Raw genomic sequence first — 16473 nt, forward strand, 5'->3', positions numbered from 1 at the left:
GGCGTTTCACGCTCAGGAAGCGATGTGAGCCAGCTCCGCGCGGCCGATGCCTCCGATGCCGTACCCGCAGGTGAGACCCGCTCCTTGACAGGCTAGTCGACGGGTGGAGCGCCTGTGGTTCCGCGCACGACCAGCTCGACGGGCAGCATGGATTGGGTTGCCGTAGGTGGCTGGTCGGCGATCCACTCCAGGAGCCGTCGAGCCGCATGGGCGCCCATCTCGGTGAACGGCACTCGCACGGTGGTGAGCGCCGGAGTGAGCTTGTCCATGAAGGCGAGGTCGTTGAACCCCGTGATCGAGTAGTCCCGGGGACATGTGACTCCAGCGCTGCCTAGCGCATCCATGGCTCCGAGCGCCACCAGGTCGTTGGCGGCGACCACCGCGGTGAATGGCCGGCGCCGCGCCATGAGGCGGGCGGCCCCCGCAGCCCCGGCCTGCTCCGTATACGCCGAACACTCGATCACCGTCTGACGGACCGACAAGCGGTGGTCTCGCATCGCGGCACGGAAGGCGTCGGCTCGCTCACGTCCGGTCGAGGTGTTGGACGGCCCGGCGAGATGGACGATGTCACGGTGGCCTTGACCGACCAGGTGCTCGACGCAGAGACGCACGCCCTGCTGGTCGTCGCCGCCGACGAAGGGGAGCGCCGACGTAGCGCAACGCCGGTTGACCAGCACTGTGGGGAACCCCTCGGTCGCCAGTTCATCGAGGAGCGGGTCATGCCAGCTCGCGGTGGCCACGATGAAACCGTCGACCCCATGGGCGCGCAGAGACGCGATCTGGCTCCGCTCGACCTCGGTCGCGCTGTTGGTGTCGGTCAGGACCAGGGTGAAGCCGGCCTCGGTGAGCACCTGCTCGGCCCCTCGCACGATAGGCGGGAAGAGAGCGTTCGTGATGTCGGGGATGACCAGAGCGGCGACGTACGAGCGTGACGTGCGCAATCCTCGGGCCAGGGTGTTGGGTACGTAGCCGAGCTTGTCCGCTGACCGGCGGACACGCTGGACGGTGGCCTGGCTCACCTCGCCTACCACCGCTGGGTTGAGTGCGCGGCTCGCGGTCGCCGGATGGACCCCGGCGTCACGCGCAACATCGACCAGTCGAACCCTTTGCATGCGGGCACAGTAGTGGCTGTAGCCACTACCAGGGCGTCGGACCGCAATCCTTTGCGGCGCCAGCACGAGGTTGGCACCCTCGAGAGTGAGGCACGCGCCCGTCCCTCCTTGACACACACTGATCCGCGGGGCCATGCTCACCGCAATCGTTTGTGAAGATAGATACGGGCATCTTGTTGGTCCCGTGAATGTCTTCCCGCTTCCACACTGATCAAGGGGTCGAACCGTGATTCTGCGCAACCGTTTGCTGCAAAAGTCGGTCCTCGTTGCGACAGCCGGCGCGGTCGCCCTGCTGATGGCCGGATGTGGGTCAGGGAGCGGGAGCTCAGGGACGGGCTCCGGATCCAAGGCGCCCCTGGTCATCGGTGCGTCCGTGTCACTGACCGGTGACTTCTCGGATTCCGGCAAGGCCGTCGAGCGCGGCTACCAGCTCTGGGCCGACACGGTGAACGCGCAGGGTGGAGTGCTCGGGCGCAAGGTCCAGTTGAAGATCGTCGACGACGCCTCGAGTCCGGTTCAGGTCGTGACCAACTATCAGAACCTCATCAACAAGGACCACGTCGACCTGACCTTCGGTCCGTTCTCGACGTTGCTCACGATTCCCGCGTCCCGCGTCGCCGAGCGCTACGGCTACGCCTTCCTGGCCCCGGCAGGTGGCGGGCCAGATGTGTTCGCGCAGAACCTGAAGGACTTCTTCTTCGTGCAGCCCGCGCCCACCACGGAGTCGGGCGATGTGTTCGCCCAGTACATCCTGTCGCTGCCCGCATCCGAGCGGCCCAAGACCGCGGCGTACGCCGAGCTCGACGACCCGTTCTCGGCGCCGATCGCGGAGAACATCCGCACCAAGTTCGAGGCAGCCGGCATCAAGACCGTCTACAAGCAGGTATACCCGTCCGAGACGCAGGACCTCTCACCGGTCATGGCTGCTCTTGCTGCCACGAAGCCCGACGTGATCGTGGGGGGTACGCAGAGCGAGGACGCCTACTCGATGGTCAAGAGCCTCGTCCAGCTCAACTACAACCCGAAGTTCATGTATCAGTCGAACGGCGCCAACTCCCCCCTGGAGTTCCCCGACAAGGTCGGCAAGGGGAACACCAGCGGCATCTTCTCCTCCGCCGACTGGTTCCCGGGCTCGACCGCCACCGGCAGCGCCGCGTTCACCAAGGCGTACGTCGCCAAGTTCGGCGGGAGCGCGCAGACCGTCGACGACAGCAGCGCGGAGGCGTACGCCGTGGGGCAGCTCGTCCAGGCCGTCGCCGCCAAAACCGGCAAGATCGACAACGCCACCATCATCTCCACGCTCCACAGCGGCAGCTGGCCCACCATCCTGGGCAACCTCGCCTGGTCGGCCAATGGTTCACCGACGGGGACCTTCAACCTGGTCCAGTGGCAGGGCGGGAAGCTGTTGCCCGTCTACCCCAGCTCGGTGGCCCAGGCCAAGCCGCTGGCGGTCAAGCCGAGCTGGGGCGGCTGACCTGTGCACGCTCTCGTCCAAGGTCTCATCCTCGGAATCCTCACTGCCGGCGTCTACGCACTCATGGCCTCTGGGCAGACCTTGATCTTCGGAGTCATGAAGGTCGTCAACCTTGCCCAGGGCGCCATGGTGATCCTCAGCGCCTACCTGTCCTACCAGCTCTTCACGTCCTTCGGCATCGATCCGCTCTTGGCCATCCCGGCCACCACCGTCGTGATGTTCGTGCTCGGCGTCGTCGTCCAGCTGGTGTTCCTCCGTCCCCTGCGCGCTGAGGACCGCTCGGAGCTGAGTCTGCTGGTGACGTTCGCGGTGGCGCTCCTGCTGGAGGGCATCATGAGCGTGACGTGGAGCACGTCTGTGCGGAGCATCAACACCAGCTACGCCAACAGCAGCTGGAGTGTGGGGGGATACCAGATCACGCTGGTGCGCCTGTGGGCCTTCCTGCTCAGCATCGCGGCACTGGGGATCCTCTACCTGCTCCTCAACCGGACCAGGCTCGGACGTGCGATCCGTGCGACGGTGCAGAACCCCGAGTCGGCCCGTCTCCTCGGCGTCGAGTCTGATCGGGTCTCGGCCATCGGTTTCGGTCTGGGAGCAGCAACGGCTGCAGCCGCCGGATCCATCTACGGTCTCCTCTACCCGTTCAACTCCGGCAGTCACTATGACCTGATCTCGCGGCTGCTCTCGATCGTCCTACTCGGTGGGCTGGGCAGCATCGGGGGCGCCGTCGTGGGCGCCCTCATCGTCTCGACCAGCTCCGCGGTCGTAGCCGCGACGATCTCGCCCAGCTGGTCGGAGATGACGTTCTTCGTGATCCTGTTGCTCGTCCTCCTGGTGCGTCCTCAGGGTCTGTTCGGAACCACGGCGCGGGGCGCCATATGAGGTCGCCGCGCTCTCTGCTCGGGACGGTGCGCGGGGTGGGCTTCTTCGTGGTGCTGGGCGTCCTGCCGTGGCTCACCCCAGCCCACTGGATCCTGAACATCCTGGTCTTCACCCTGATGTACGCCGTCATGTCCAGCGCCTGGAACCTGGTCGGCGGGTTCGCCGGCTACCCCTCGCTCGGCCACGCTGCCTTCTTCGGGATCGGTGCGTACTCGATGAACCTGTGGTTCGAGCACCGGACGCTGCACTCGGGCTATGAGCCCTTCTTGTTCCTGCCGGTGATCGGACTGTTCGCCGGGCTCGTGGGGCTGGGCGTGGGAGCGATCGCGATGCGGACCCGAGCCGACGTGTTCGCCATAGTCACCATCACCCTGCTCTTCGTGACCCAAACGCTCGCCTTCAACCTGCGTGGCCTGACCCACGGGGCTCAAGGGCTCAGTATCGCGGTCCCGCCGTTCCCGCTGGCGACGTTCGAGCGGCCGTTCTACTTCGTGCTGCTCGGGCTTCTCGCCGTGGCGATGGGCATCAGCTACGGCGCCATGCGCAGCAAGTTCGGTCTGTCGCTGGCAGCAATCCGCGCCGACGAGGACAAGGCGCGCGGCATCGGCGTACGGGTGCTCGGTGTCAAGCTGCTCGCGTTCTCCGTAAGTGTCGGCCTGACCGCGATGGTGGGCGGCGTCTGGGCCTACTACGAGGGCTACATCTACCCGCAGTTCGCGGTGGATCCCCTGGTCACCATCGCCATCGTGCTGATGACCTTCCTCGGTGGGCGGGCGACGCTGTGGGGCCCGGTCATCGGAGCCCTGCTGCTGGAGACAACCCAGCAGACCCTCGCCTACACCCTCGGGGGCAGCCAGTTCTACCTGATCGCCTACGCGCTGGTCTTCCTCGTGGTCATGCTGCTGATGCCTCAGGGAATCGTGCCGTCGGTCCAAGATCTGCTGCGTCGACGTCGCCGTCGCTCGGTCGTCGACGGCGGGGAACCGGCCCCCGGGGCGGACGACCCGGTCGACCCGCCGGCGCACTCCCCGGGCCTCGGACAGTCCATGACCGCCGCGAACGGACGAGGATGATGGCCGCCCTGCTCGAGGTCGAGGGCCTCACCAAGTCCTTCGGGTCGCTGCGGGCGGTCGACTCGGCCTCCTTCGCGGTCGAGGACGGTTCGATCACAGCCCTGATCGGCCCGAACGGCTCAGGCAAGACGACGTTGTTCAACATGATCACCGGCTACCTGTCTCCCGACGGCGGCCACGTCCGGTTCGGCGGTCGCGAGGTCACCGGCGCGGCGTCGGGGTCGCTCTACGGCCGCGGCCTGACCCGCACCTTCCAGCAGGCGCGGGTGTTCACGCAGCTCACCGTCGAGGAGAACCTCACAGTGGCGGCCGGCTACTCCTGGCGGCAGCTGTTCGGTCGGCGGCTGAGCCGAGCAGACCGTGAGCGGGTCGCGGTCCTCCTGGAGGAGTTCCGGATGTCCCACGTTGCGGACCTCTACGCCTCTGAGCTCTCCTACGGCCAACGCAAGCTCCTGGAGTTCGCGGCGGTGCTGATGAGCCAGCCCCGGCTGGTCCTGCTCGACGAGCCGACCGCCGGTGTCAACCCCGTGATGATCGCCACGATGGAGCACCACATCCGGGAGCGGCACGGAGCAGGGGTCACGTTCTTGATCGTCGAGCACGACATGCCGTTCGTGATGCGGTTGTGCGACCCGGTCGTGGTACTGGACCGCGGGCACGAGATCTTCGCTGGCCCGCCTCACGCGGTGCAGTCGGACACCCGTGTCCTCGACGCCTACCTGGGGAGCTGAGGATGGACGCCTTGTTGTCGCTTCACGGCGTACGCGCGGGATACGGAGCCGGAGACATCCTCAAGGGTGTCGACCTCGAGGTGACCGCCGGCACCGTGACCTGCCTGATCGGCCCCAACGGTGCGGGAAAGTCCACCGTGCTCAAGGCTGTCAGCGGCCTCATCCGACCCCGTGCGGGCTCGGTGGTCTTCCAAGGCGCCGACATCGGCCGGCTGTCGCCTCGCGCCAGGCTGCTCCGCGGCGTCGTCCACGTACCTCAGGACCGCAGCCTGTTCCCCGCGATGACCGTCTGGGACAACCTGCTCATGGGCGGATACGTCATGAAGGACCAGAAGGCGGTACGTCGCCGCATGGACGCCGCTGCCGACGTGTTCCCGATCTGCGCCACCCGCGCCAAGGACCATGCCGGCTCCCTGTCGGGTGGGGAGCAGAAGCAGGTCGAGCTCGCCCGCACGTTGGTGCTCGACCCTGCCCTGATCCTGCTCGACGAGCCCTCCATCGGGCTCGATCCCAAGTCACGTCAAGCCGTCTTCGCCAGCATCCGGCGACTCGCAGAGGACGGTCGGACGGTGCTCCTGGTCGAGCAGAACGCACGGTCGGGGCTGGCCGCTTCCGACTTCGGCGCCGTACTCGAGGGCGGCCTCGTCCGGCTGACCGCCACGGGCCAGAGCCTCCTGACCGACCCGGAGGTCGCCCGCCTCTACCTCGGTGCCGGCGCCGTCAGCGTCACCTCAGGGCCCGTCACGGCCCAAGACCCAGTCGCTCTGCCTCCCGAAGGAGCCCGATGACCACGGACACGATCACGGTCGGCTGGATCGGCGCCGGCCGGATGGGCGCCGCCATGGCGAGCCGACTGGCCCGGGCCGGCGAGGACGTCACCGTCTGGAACCGCACGCGAGCCAAGGCCGAGGCACTCAGCGACGCCGGCTGCAAGGTCGCCGACACCATTGCGGACCTGCGGGGGCTCGACGTCGTCTTCACGATGGTCTCCACCCCGGCCGACCTGGTGGAGGTGCTCACCGGTGCGGATGGTCTGCTGGCCGATCCCGGGCACGTGCCAGGCGCTGTCGTCGACTGCTCCACCGTCGACAACGAGACGTCCGCCGCGATGCGCGCCGCTTGCGCCGAGCGTGGGGTCGACTTCCTCGCCGCACCCGTGAGCGGCAACGGCAAGGTGGTGGCTGCTGGCATGCTCACGCTGGTCGTCTCGGGTCCGGAGGAGACCTGGCTCCGGGTCGCGCCGCTCCTCGGCCACCTCGGCAAGGGAGCGACGTTTGTCGGTGAGGGCGATCTGGCGAGACTGGTGAAGATCTGCCACAACGTGATGCTCGGAGTCGTCACCCAGTGCCTGGCGGAGATCACCGTCCTGGCTGAGAAGGGCGGGGTTCCCCGGGCGGCGTTCCTGGAGTTCCTCAACGACTCGGTGATGGGGTCGACGTTCACCCGTTACAAGTCACCGGCGTTCGTCCACCTCGACTTCACGCCCACCTTCACTCCGGTCCTGCTCCGCAAGGACTTCGACCTCGGCTTCGCCGCCGGCCACGACCTCGACGTACCGATGCCCGTCGCGGCCGCCGCGGCTGCGGCCGTCCAGGCAGCCGTCTCGACCGGCCGGGTGGAGGAGGACTTCGCGATCTTGCTGGACCTGCAGGCCCGCGCCTCCGGGCTTGTGCTGAAGCCGGAGGACGTGGCGGTCGATGACGGCCTGTCCGGGGGAGGCACGCGGTGAACCGGCCGATGCCGGCGCCGGGCCACATGGCGGTCGACTACGAGGACCGGCTCGACTTCGTCAGGCTTCGTGACTACCGCCTAGGACGCGCGCGTACGGCGCTCGAGGCAAGCGAGTGCGGCGCCTTCCTGCTCTTCGACTTCTACAACATCCGCTACACCACGCATACCTGGATCGGCGGGGCGCTCGGCGACAAGATGATCCGCTACGCCTTGCTCGCGCGCGGCAAGGACCCCGTGCTGTGGGACTTCGGATCGGCGGTCAAGCATCACCAGCTCTACTCCCAGTGGGTCCCGAGGGAGAACTATCGGGCCGGCTTCCTCGGCTTTCGCGGTGCGGTCGCGCCCTCGGTCGGGCTGATGGAGGCCGCGGTGGCAGAGATCAAGTCGCTGCTGGTCGAGGCCGGGGTCGCGGACCAGCCTGTCGGCGTCGACATCGTGGAGCCGCCGTTCCTGTTCGAGCTGCAGCGTCAGGGGCTCACCGTCGTCGATGCCCAACAGCTGATGCTCGACGCCCGCGTGATCAAGTCTCGCGACGAGATCACCCTCCTGACCCAAGCCGTGGCGATGGTCGACGGCGTCTACCAGGACATCACCGAGGCGCTGAAGCCCGGCGTCCGCGAGAACGAGATCGTCGCACTGGCCAACAAGCGTCTCTACGAGATGGGCTCGGACCAGGTCGAGGCCGTGAACGCGATCTCGGGGGAGCGCTGCAACCCGCACCCCCACAACTTCACTGATCGGCTGGTCCGACCGGGCGACCAGGCGTTCTTCGACATCATCCACTCCTACAACGGATACCGGACCTGCTACTACCGGACCTTCGCGGTGGGGTCGTCCACGGCGTCCCAGCGCGCGGCGTACGACCGGGCGCGCGAGTGGATGGACCGCGGGATCGAGGGCATCCGAGCCGGCGTCGGCACCGACGAGGTGGCGGCGCTCCTACCGAAGGCGGAGGAATTCGGTTTCGCCAGCGAGATGGAGGCTTTCGGGCTCCAGTTCGCCCACGGCTTGGGCCTCGGCCTGCACGAACGGCCGATCATCTCGCGCCTGAACTCGATGAAGGAGCCGGTCGAGCTCCAGGTCGGAATGGTCTTCGCGCTGGAGACCTACTGTCCGGCATCCGACGGCTTCTCGGCCGCCCGGATCGAGGAGGAGATCGTGATCACCGAGGACGGGCCCCAGGTAATCACATTGTTCCCGGCGCAGACCCTCATGGTCACCAACCCCTACTGACTCGACTGAAAGGACCTCTGCCGTGGCGGACTTCAGCCTCGACCAGCTCCCCGACCTGCCGCTGGACCTGTGGGTCGGGGGCGAGGAGAGGACAGCCTCCGACGGCGGCCGTTTCGACGTCGTGGACCCCGCGACCGAAGGGGTGTTGACCGCGGTGGCCGATGGCACGGTGCAGGACGCGATCGCGGCTGTGGACGCCGCGCACGCGGCCGCTGCGGGCTGGGCGGCGACCGCGCCCCGCGAGCGGGCTGAGGTCCTTCGCCGGTCCTTCGAGCTGATGACCGCGCGGTCCGACCAGCTTGCCCACCTGATCTCGCTGGAGAACGGCAAGGCACTGGTCGACGCACGCGGTGAGGCGGCCTACGCCGCGGAGTTCTTCCGGTGGTACGCCGAGGAGGCCGTGCGAGCATCTGGCGAGCTGATGACCGCGCCGTCGGGGGCCAACCGCATCATGGTCGTCCGCCAACCGGTCGGGATCGCGGTCCTGGTGACCCCGTGGAACTTTCCCGCTGCGATGGCCACCCGCAAGATCGGGCCCGCCCTTGCGGCCGGCTGCACCGTCGTCCTGAAGCCGGCCAGCGACACCCCGCTGACCGCCCTGCTGATGGCCAGGATCCTCCACGACGCAGGCGTACCGGCCGGCGTCGTCAACGTGCTGCCGGCCCGTCGTTCGGGCGCCGTGGTGTCGGCGATGCTGCACGATCCGCGGGTGCGCAAGCTGTCGTTCACCGGCAGCACGGAGGTCGGCCGGATCCTGCTCAAGGAGGCCGCCGACCAGGTGGTCAACTGCTCGATGGAGCTGGGCGGGAACGCCCCGTTCGTGGTGTTCGAGGACGCCGACCTCGAGGCTGCGCTCGACGGAGCCATGGTCGCCAAGATGCGCAACGGCGGAGAAGCCTGCACCGCAGCCAACCGGTTCTTCGTGCACGCCGATGTGGCCGGCGAGTTCGCCACCCGGCTGGCCGAGAGGATGGCGGCCCTGCGGGTCGGGCCTGGCACCGACAACGACACCCAGGTCGGGCCGCTGGTCAACCAGGACACGGTGGCCAAGGTCGACGACCTCGTGCGAGGAGCGGTTGCCGCAGGCTCCCGCGTGGTCACCGGCGGCGCGCGCCCCGACGGCCCGGGCTACTACTTCGAGCCGACCGTGCTCGCGGACGTGCCGCACGGCGCCGCGATCTTGCGCGAGGAGATCTTTGGTCCGGTCGCGCCCATCGTCGCCTTCGAGGACGAGGCGGAGGCGATCCGCCTGGCCAACGACACCGAGTTCGGCCTGGTCTCCTACGTCTACACCCGCGACCTGGCTCGCGGGCTCCGAGTGAGTGAGGCACTGGAGTCGGGGATGGTCGGGCTCAACCGCGGCCTAGTCTCCGATCCGGCCGCCCCCTTCGGCGGGACCAAGCAGTCCGGCCTCGGTCGTGAGGGCGGTCATGAGGGAATGCTGGACTACCTGGAGTCCAAGTACGTCGCCGTGACCTGGTGATCGCCAGCAGTGACTCCTCAGGAGTCCGCGAAGACCGAGGGATGCCTTCCCAGCTCGATCCGAGTACGACGGATGTGACCCTCCAGGAACCTCTCGGCGTCGGTGGGGTCACGTCGCACGACGGCGTCGAGGAGCAGTCGGTGCTCGAAGTTCACCACCCACATCCGGTCCTGGCCTCCGAGCGCGACGTACGCACGTCGATAGTGGTGGGTCGAGTTCCACAAGCGGGTGACCATCGCGTTCAGCGGGTCGATGTGGCACCCCGAGTAGGTGCCCAGGTGGAAGTCGCGGTCCAGCTCGAGGAACCTATCGAGATCGGTGTTCGCCTCGATCTGTCGCTGCACGTCCTCCAGGCGGGCGTGGTCCTCATCGTCGAGGGCGAGCAGACTCTCGGCCAGGGCCAGCGGCTCGAGTCGCTCGCGCATGCGGTAGACCACGTCCAGCTCGTGCATCGACAGCCGGGGCACCCGGGCACCCTTGTTGGCTTCGTGCTCGGTGAGGCCCTCGGCCTCGAGCATGCGCAGTGCCTCACGCACCGGCACCCGGCTCATCCCGAGGCGCTCGGCGATGTCTTCTTGCCGGATCCGATCGCCGGGCCTGAGCTCGTCACGCAGGATCAGGTCGCGGACGTACGACGCGACGCGGCCGGACGCAGCACCGCCCTCAGCGCCGGGGAAGTGAGGGACGCTCCCCTCGGGTGGGTCAGTCATCAGGGCCAGTGTCTCGTGGGTGAGTGCGGTCCCAGGCCTTCCCGCCCGGATAGCTCACCAGCTCGAACTGCATGCCCCAGGGAGCAAGGAAGTAGATCCACCGGTTGCCGAGCGCCGCGCCCCGGCTGGCTGTCGGACCGTCGAAGACCGTCACGCCGGCCTCCTTCACGTGCGCGATCGCCGCGTCGAGGTCATCGACGTACAGACCGACGTGATGGCCACCGATGTCGCTGTTCCGCGGTACCGCGTACCGCTGGTCAGGCGAGTCGTAATGAAAGACCTCGAACACGGCCTGGTCGCCGCAGCGATACCACCGGTTGAGCATGCGGGTGTCGGGGTGGACGTGGAGATGGGTGGCCATCCAGTCGCCGTCAGGCTCGAAGGGACCCAGCGTGTAGAGGTACTCACAACCCAAGACCTCGACCAGGAACCGGTGGGCCTGCTCGATGTCGGGCACCGTGAACCCGACGTGGTCGAAGCGACGTAGGCCCGGCATCGCCATGTGCACCACCCCCTTAGTGGATCCCAAGATAGCGAATCTTCCGTCAACCGAGGAAGCTTCCGCCGTCCACATGTAGAAATTGGATCCAATCGTGTGAGATCGTCAAGTAGACCAAGGAGACCGCATGCCCGAGCACCGACCGATGGAACCGTCGTCCCCCTGGGTCGAGATCAGAGCGACCGACAGCGACTGGGACGCCGCCGATCCCGGTCTGCTGCGCACGATCTACGCCCAGCTGGTGTGGATCCGTGCGTTCGAGCAGTACGTGCTGGAGCTCGCCAGCGCCGGCCTCATCCACGGTCCTGCGCACTCAAGCATCGGACAGGAGGGTGGCGCTGTGGGATCGGTCCTCGCCCTGACCACCCAGGATGCTGTGAACGGCTCCCATCGCGGCCACCACCAGTTCCTCGCCAAGGCCCTGCACCACATCGAGCCGAAGGGCCTGGATCCCCTGGAAGCCCCGGGCGACGACCTACGCCAGGTGTTGCTGCGCACGCTCGCCGAGATCTGCGGGCTCGACCGCGGCTGGAGCCATGGTCGGGGCGGGTCGATGCACCTGCAGTGGAAGGAAGCAGGCGCGATGGGCACCAACGCGATCGTCGGAGGGGGCGTCCCGCAGGCCGCAGGGTTCGCCTGGGCGCGTCAGCACGCCGCCACGGACGCGGTCTCTGTCAGCTACTTCGGAGACGGTGCGATCAACATCGGCTCCACCCTGGAGACGATGAACCTCGCGTCGGCGTGGGATCTCCCGGTCTGCTTCTTCATCGAGAACAACCACTACGCCGTCTCCACGAACGTCAACGAGGCGACTGGTGAGCCCCGGCTGGCCGCGAGAGGACCAGGGTTCGGCATCGCGGCCTGGTCCGTCGACGGGATGGATCCGCTGGCCGTCCACCTGGCCATGACCGAGGCCGTCGAGCACATGCGGCGAGGTCGCGGGCCTACGGTCGTCGAGGCCGACACCTACCGCTTCTTCCACCAGAACGGCGGTTTCGCCGGCAGTGCGTTCGGCTACCGCGACAAGGCGGAGGAGCGGTCGTGGCGCGACCGCGACCCACTCGTTCAGACGGCCGGCCAGCTGCAACGACTGGGCCTACTCTCCGCGGAGGAGTCGCGCGAGGCAGTCAGCCAGGCCCGGCGGGTGATGGCCGAGATAGGCGACGTCCTGCTCGAGGACGACCCGGACGGGAAGCCCGGCCAGCGCAGGATCAAGCCTGCCGAGTGGCCCGACCCGTCCTGGGTCGACGTCGGGGTCCTGGGTGACCTGGGTGAGCTCGACGGTGCGCCCGTCGTGGCCAAGGGATCGTCGGTGGCCGTCGAGAGCATGAAGTTCATCGACGCCGTCGCCGGTGTGATGGGACGTCGCATGGCCGACGACGACCGCATCGTGGTGATGGGTGAGGACATCCACCGGCTCAACGGAGGCACGAACGGCGCCACGCGCGGCCTCGCCGCGGCGTACCCGGGACGCATCTTGGGGACCCCGATCAGCGAGAACGCATTCGCCGGACTCGCCGGCGGGATCGCCATAGACGGTCGCTACCTCCCGGTCGTGGAGTTCATGTACGCCGACTTCATGTGGGTCGCCGCGGACCAGCTCTTCAACCAGATCGGCAAGGCCCGGCACATGTACGGAGGTGCGGGAGGTGTGCCGCTGGTGCTGCGCAGCAAGGTCGCCATGGGGACCGGCTACGGCTCCCAGCACTCGATGGACCCAGCGGGCGTCTTCGCCACGTCGGCCGGGTGGCGGATCGTCGCGCCCAACACGCCGTACGACTACGTCGGGCTCATGAACACCGCTCTGCGGTGTCAGGACCCGGTTGTCGTGCTGGAGCATGTCGACCTGTACAGCTCCGAGGGTCCGGGACCGGTCGACGACTGGGACTACTGCCTGCCGGTCGGACAGGCGTCCGTGCGCCGCCACGGTGCCGATGTGACGGTGCTGACGTACCTCGGGATGACGCCGTACGTGCTGGAGGCCGCCGAGGGCCACGAGGTGGACGCCGAGGTGATCGACCTGCGCTGGCTCGACCGGGCCAGCCTCGACTGGTCGACGATCGAGTCGAGCCTGACCAAGACCAACCAGCTTCTGATCGCCGAGCAGGGCGCGGTCGGCACGTCGTACGGCGGGTGGCTGGCCGACGAGATCCAGCGCCGGTACTTCGACCTCTTGGACGCGCCGGTACGTCGGGTGACCGGGGGAGTGGCCTCGCCCAGCATCAGCAGCATTCTCGAGAGGGCCGCGATCGCACAGTCCGCAGAGGTCAGGCTCGCGCTCGACGAGATCGGCAGGTACTGACGATGGCCCGGGTGCTGAGGATGCCGGGCGTCGCGGCGAACGCCACGCAAGCGGTGCTCGCGGAGTGGCTCGTCGCGGAGTCTGCGGACTTCGAGGCTCTCGAGCCGGTCGCCACCGTCGAGACCGACAAGGCCGCCGTCGAGGTCGAGGCGGAGGGCGCCGGTCGCCTCCTCAAGACCCTGGTGCCCGCCGGCGCGATGGTGGAGGTAGGTGACCCGATCGCGGTCCTCGGCGATCCGGGGGAGCAGGTGGACGACCTCGTCGGCCTGCTGACGTCTCTCGGAGTCCGCATCGCCGCCGACGTCACGTTGGCGGTGCGTCGAGACGTGGTGGTGGGTGACCAGGCCGCCACCGCGGCGGCAACGGCGGACGTGCCGGCCGCGGAGCAGCGGGCGCCGGTCGCCAGCAGGGTCTTCGCAAGCCCGCTCGCCCGGAAGCTGGCCAAGCAGGGCGGTCTTGCGGTCGAGCAGATCCCGGGATCCGGACCTCGAGGGCGCGTCCTGCGCCGCGATGTGGAGGAGGCGCTGACCCGTCGTCGTACTTCCGCGGCTTCGCAATCTGCCCAGGCGCCCTCCAGGCAGGTGGCTGGAGCCGCCTACGAGGAGGTTCCCCACTCTCGGATCCGGCGGGCGATCGCAGCCCGCCTGGTCGAGAGCGTGCAGACGGCGCCGCACTTCTACCTGCGGGCCACGGTGCGCGCCGATCGACTGGTCATCCTCAGAGCGGAGCTGAACGAGGAGCCCGGCACCACGGTTTCGATCAACGACCTCGTCGTGAGGGCAGCCGCGGTCGCCCACCAGAGGGTGCCGGGCATGAACGTGACGTGGAGCCCCGACGTCGTACGCCGGTACGCGTCTGTCGACATCGCGGTGGCGGTCGCGACAGAGCAGGGTTTGATGACACCCGTCGTCCGCGATGCCGCCTCCCTGACGGTGCGCGCGATCGCTGACCGCATTCGCGACCTGGCTGGTCGCGCTCGCGCGGGCTCGCTGAAGCAGACCGAGCTCGAGGGCGGCAGCCTCTGCGTCACCAATCTCGGGAGCTACGGCGTGGAGGAGTTCGCCGCCATCATCAACCCGCCGCAGGCCGCGATCCTGGCTGTTGGAGCGGTCCGCGAGGAGCCGGTCGTCGCGGACGGCACCGTCGTGGCGGCACGGGTGATGAGGGTGACCCTTTCGGTCGACCATCGACCCGTCGACGGGGTCTTGGCCGCCGAGTGGCTGGCCACCCTTGTCGAGCTGCTCGAGAGTCCCGTACGTCTGCTCGGCTGACGTGGTCGCCGGCAGCGTCTGGGGCCGTCTCGCTCGCGCGCGTGACGCCACTTGCCAAGAGAGCCGCCTCACAGCCTCGGCTCAGTCGCCGCCAAGGTCGGGCGGCCATCCGTAGCGGAGGTCGGTCGGCGTCCAGGTCGGCCACTCTGCTGCACCCGTGGCGAGGCCGCCGGCCGCTCTGGCGACGGGCCGGGGGCCGCGGTCCGCGGAGTTGTCGTACACGGTCGCGAGGTCGCATCCGCGGGCGGCCTGGGCGACAAGCCTCCACAGCCGGTCGTAGCGGCCGCGGATCTTCGTCTCGGGTACGGAATGCCCGCCTGCCGCGACGCGGTGTTCGACCCGGGAGACGGTCAACTCCTCGGGGACGAGGAGGATGTGGAGCACCACAGTGAACCCGGCGTGCTGGGCTGACTCGATGAGCTCGAGCTTGGACTCATGGGAGAAGACGGTCTCGGCGACGAACGGTAGGCGCGCTTCGATGAGGGCGTTCCGGGTTGCTTCGGCGACCTTCGCGGCGTCGTAGGACTTGGCTTCGGGGTCGGTGCCCCATCGCTGTCGAGCGATGGCGTCGGCGTTGACGATGGCTGTGCCTGGTGGGAGCGACGAGACGAGCGTCAGCTCGATGAAGGTCGTCTTGCCGGCACCGTTGGAGCCGACGACTAGGTCGAGACGCAAGATCTACGTCAGTGCGTCGTGATGACTTTGTCGAGGACGGTGGTCGAACCGTCGGGGTGGTGCTCGACAAGTCGTCCGTGGTCGTCGAGGGCGACGGTGGTGAGGCCGCCGGCCGCGAGCGTCTGCCCGTAGTGCACGGCGGCGAGGTTCTCCTCGATGGCAGCGGTGACCTCGGCGTTCACCACGATGGACTCTTCGCGGGTGAGGTGGTCGAGGGGGAGGCGGCCGGCAAGGGCCGCTTCGACGCGGCTGCGTTGGCTAGAGGCGATGGTGGTGACTGCGCGGCCGACGCGCGCCCAGTGATCGAGCTGCTGCTTGGCCGAGCGGGACTGTCGGGCGCCCTCTAGGGTTGCGGCGTCGACGAGGTCGGCGGAGAACCGCGTGACCCTGTCCTCGTGCAAAGGCTTCGACCGAGCCATCTCCCAGGCCTTCCAGTTGCAATCCGCAGCTAGTGTAGCAGGTTGCTACATGGCGGATGCGGCGCCCTGGCCAGGTCGAGGAGATCGCCGGTTCGCGACCACACACTGAAGCGTGCGTGCGGCACCAAGCACAGGAAGATCTTCGGCCCGGGTGCGGATCTGGGCAGCTCTCCAGCAGCACCGCAGGTGCCAGCTCAGGTTCTTGGAGCATGGATAGACACATCCAGACGACGCATCTATCGTCCCTCCATGTCTCGCAGACTCTGCGCGCTGTTCGCCCTCATGTCGATCCTCGGTGTGATCCTGGCCTCGGTCACGGTCCCCGCGTCAGCGGCACGGCACGGCGTCACCATCACGTGGAAGGGCTCACAGGGTGCGTCGTTGGGTGACGACATCAAGAAGACGGCCCACCGGCTAGGCAAGAAGGCTCACCACGACTTCCACAACGGAGACTGCTCGGAGTACGGCACCTTCTCCAACCGGAAGGTCACGTTCCACACCGCGCGCTGGCCGAAGATCGACACGATCTTCACCTACAACGGCAAAGTCCGGCTTCCGTACGGGATCCGCGTCGGTCAGAGCGTCGGCGCGGCGCAGGGGCGACTTCCGAGAAGGTTGACCTGGCAGGGGCCGATCAAGGAGATCAGGCGCGACTACAGCATCGACATCTGGTACGCCGCTCGGTCGCGACACGACCTCCTGATGGTGTCCTCGTCGTCAGGGTCGACGAAGGTCTCCTGGGCTGGGGTCTTCAGCTCCAAGGAGGCGATCAAGCTGTACGTCTGGGAAGACTGCTAGACCAATCACGGATCGTTCAGCACGTGGTCTTCGGCCAGCCCCATCAACCGGTAGCGGTACTCGGCCGCCACAGCGCTGAC

At 67.9% G+C, this 16473-nt stretch carries 16 protein-coding genes; 11 read left to right on the forward strand and 5 right to left on the reverse strand.

The window, feature by feature from the left end; translation table 11 throughout:
• Positions 1-92: 92 nt before the first annotated feature.
• Complete coding sequence (locus tag VHW64_RS10025; RefSeq protein ID WP_329650403.1) at positions 93-1112, reverse strand: LacI family DNA-binding transcriptional regulator; 1020 nt, start codon at positions 1110-1112, stop codon at positions 93-95.
• Between the two features lie 295 nt (positions 1113-1407).
• Here VHW64_RS10025 and VHW64_RS10030 point away from each other — a divergent pair, with 295 nt between their 5' ends.
• The 8 genes from VHW64_RS10030 to VHW64_RS10065 are packed head-to-tail and all read left to right on the forward strand — an operon-like array spanning position 1408 to position 9719.
• Positions 1408-2586 carry an amino acid ABC transporter substrate-binding protein gene (locus VHW64_RS10030; RefSeq protein ID WP_329650504.1) on the forward strand — a complete coding sequence of 393 codons (1179 nt, stop codon included), beginning with the start codon at positions 1408-1410 and terminating at the stop codon, positions 2584-2586.
• 3 nt (positions 2587-2589) lie between these two features.
• A complete protein-coding gene (locus VHW64_RS10035) occupies positions 2590-3468 on the forward strand; it encodes a branched-chain amino acid ABC transporter permease (RefSeq protein WP_329650404.1) in 879 nt (292 codons plus the stop codon).
• A complete protein-coding gene (locus tag VHW64_RS10040; RefSeq protein WP_329650405.1) occupies positions 3465-4541 on the forward strand; it encodes a branched-chain amino acid ABC transporter permease in 1077 nt (358 codons plus the stop codon). The genes VHW64_RS10035 and VHW64_RS10040 overlap by 4 nt, the downstream gene beginning before the upstream one ends.
• Entirely contained in the window at positions 4541-5272 is a 732-nt protein-coding gene (locus VHW64_RS10045) for an ABC transporter ATP-binding protein (RefSeq protein ID WP_329650406.1), read from the forward strand. Before VHW64_RS10040 ends, VHW64_RS10045 begins: the two co-directional genes overlap by 1 nt.
• A 2-nt stretch (positions 5273-5274) precedes the next feature.
• Positions 5275-6060, forward strand: coding sequence for an ABC transporter ATP-binding protein (locus tag VHW64_RS10050; protein WP_329650407.1), 786 nt, complete (start codon positions 5275-5277; stop codon positions 6058-6060).
• Entirely contained in the window at positions 6057-7001 is a 945-nt protein-coding gene (locus VHW64_RS10055) for an NAD(P)-dependent oxidoreductase (RefSeq protein ID WP_329650408.1), read from the forward strand. Before VHW64_RS10050 ends, VHW64_RS10055 begins: the two co-directional genes overlap by 4 nt.
• Positions 6998-8236: a Xaa-Pro peptidase family protein gene (locus VHW64_RS10060; protein ID WP_329650409.1), complete on the forward strand. Its 1239-nt coding sequence runs from the start codon at positions 6998-7000 to the stop codon at positions 8234-8236. The genes VHW64_RS10055 and VHW64_RS10060 overlap by 4 nt, the downstream gene beginning before the upstream one ends.
• A 22-nt stretch (positions 8237-8258) precedes the next feature.
• Positions 8259-9719, forward strand: coding sequence for an NAD-dependent succinate-semialdehyde dehydrogenase (locus VHW64_RS10065; RefSeq protein WP_329650410.1), 1461 nt, complete (start codon positions 8259-8261; stop codon positions 9717-9719).
• A gap of 17 nt (positions 9720-9736) precedes the next feature.
• Here the strand turns inward: VHW64_RS10065 and VHW64_RS10070 are convergent, their stop codons facing one another.
• On the reverse strand, positions 9737-10429 hold the full coding sequence (locus VHW64_RS10070) for a GntR family transcriptional regulator (RefSeq protein WP_329650411.1): 693 nt from the start codon (positions 10427-10429) through the stop codon (positions 9737-9739).
• Positions 10422-10958: a VOC family protein gene (locus tag VHW64_RS10075; RefSeq protein ID WP_329650412.1), complete on the reverse strand. Its 537-nt coding sequence runs from the start codon at positions 10956-10958 to the stop codon at positions 10422-10424. The genes VHW64_RS10070 and VHW64_RS10075 overlap by 8 nt, the downstream gene beginning before the upstream one ends.
• A 97-nt stretch (positions 10959-11055) precedes the next feature.
• Between VHW64_RS10075 and VHW64_RS10080 the strand changes: the two genes are divergently transcribed.
• Both VHW64_RS10080 and VHW64_RS10085 read left to right on the forward strand, forming a co-directional pair.
• Positions 11056-13230: an alpha-ketoacid dehydrogenase subunit alpha/beta gene (locus VHW64_RS10080; protein WP_329650413.1), complete on the forward strand. Its 2175-nt coding sequence runs from the start codon at positions 11056-11058 to the stop codon at positions 13228-13230.
• Between the two features lie 20 nt (positions 13231-13250).
• Positions 13251-14501, forward strand: coding sequence for a dihydrolipoamide acetyltransferase family protein (locus VHW64_RS10085; protein ID WP_329650505.1), 1251 nt, complete (start codon positions 13251-13253; stop codon positions 14499-14501).
• An 81-nt stretch (positions 14502-14582) separates the two neighbouring features.
• On the opposite strand, the gene VHW64_RS10090 is transcribed toward VHW64_RS10085, so the two are convergent.
• Together VHW64_RS10090 and VHW64_RS10095 are read right to left on the reverse strand one after the other, a co-directional pair.
• Entirely contained in the window at positions 14583-15176 is a 594-nt protein-coding gene (locus VHW64_RS10090) for an AAA family ATPase (protein WP_329650414.1), read from the reverse strand.
• An 8-nt stretch (positions 15177-15184) separates the two neighbouring features.
• On the reverse strand, positions 15185-15595 hold the full coding sequence (locus tag VHW64_RS10095; protein WP_329650415.1) for a TA system antitoxin ParD family protein: 411 nt from the start codon (positions 15593-15595) through the stop codon (positions 15185-15187).
• 249 nt (positions 15596-15844) lie between these two features.
• Here VHW64_RS10095 and VHW64_RS10100 point away from each other — a divergent pair, with 249 nt between their 5' ends.
• Positions 15845-16393 carry a hypothetical protein gene (locus VHW64_RS10100; RefSeq protein ID WP_329650416.1) on the forward strand — a complete coding sequence of 183 codons (549 nt, stop codon included), beginning with the start codon at positions 15845-15847 and terminating at the stop codon, positions 16391-16393.
• Positions 16394-16473 lie beyond the last annotated feature (80 nt).

This window comes from Nocardioides sp., from assembly GCF_036267815.1.
Classification (GTDB): Bacteria; Actinomycetota; Actinomycetes; order Propionibacteriales; family Nocardioidaceae; genus Nocardioides.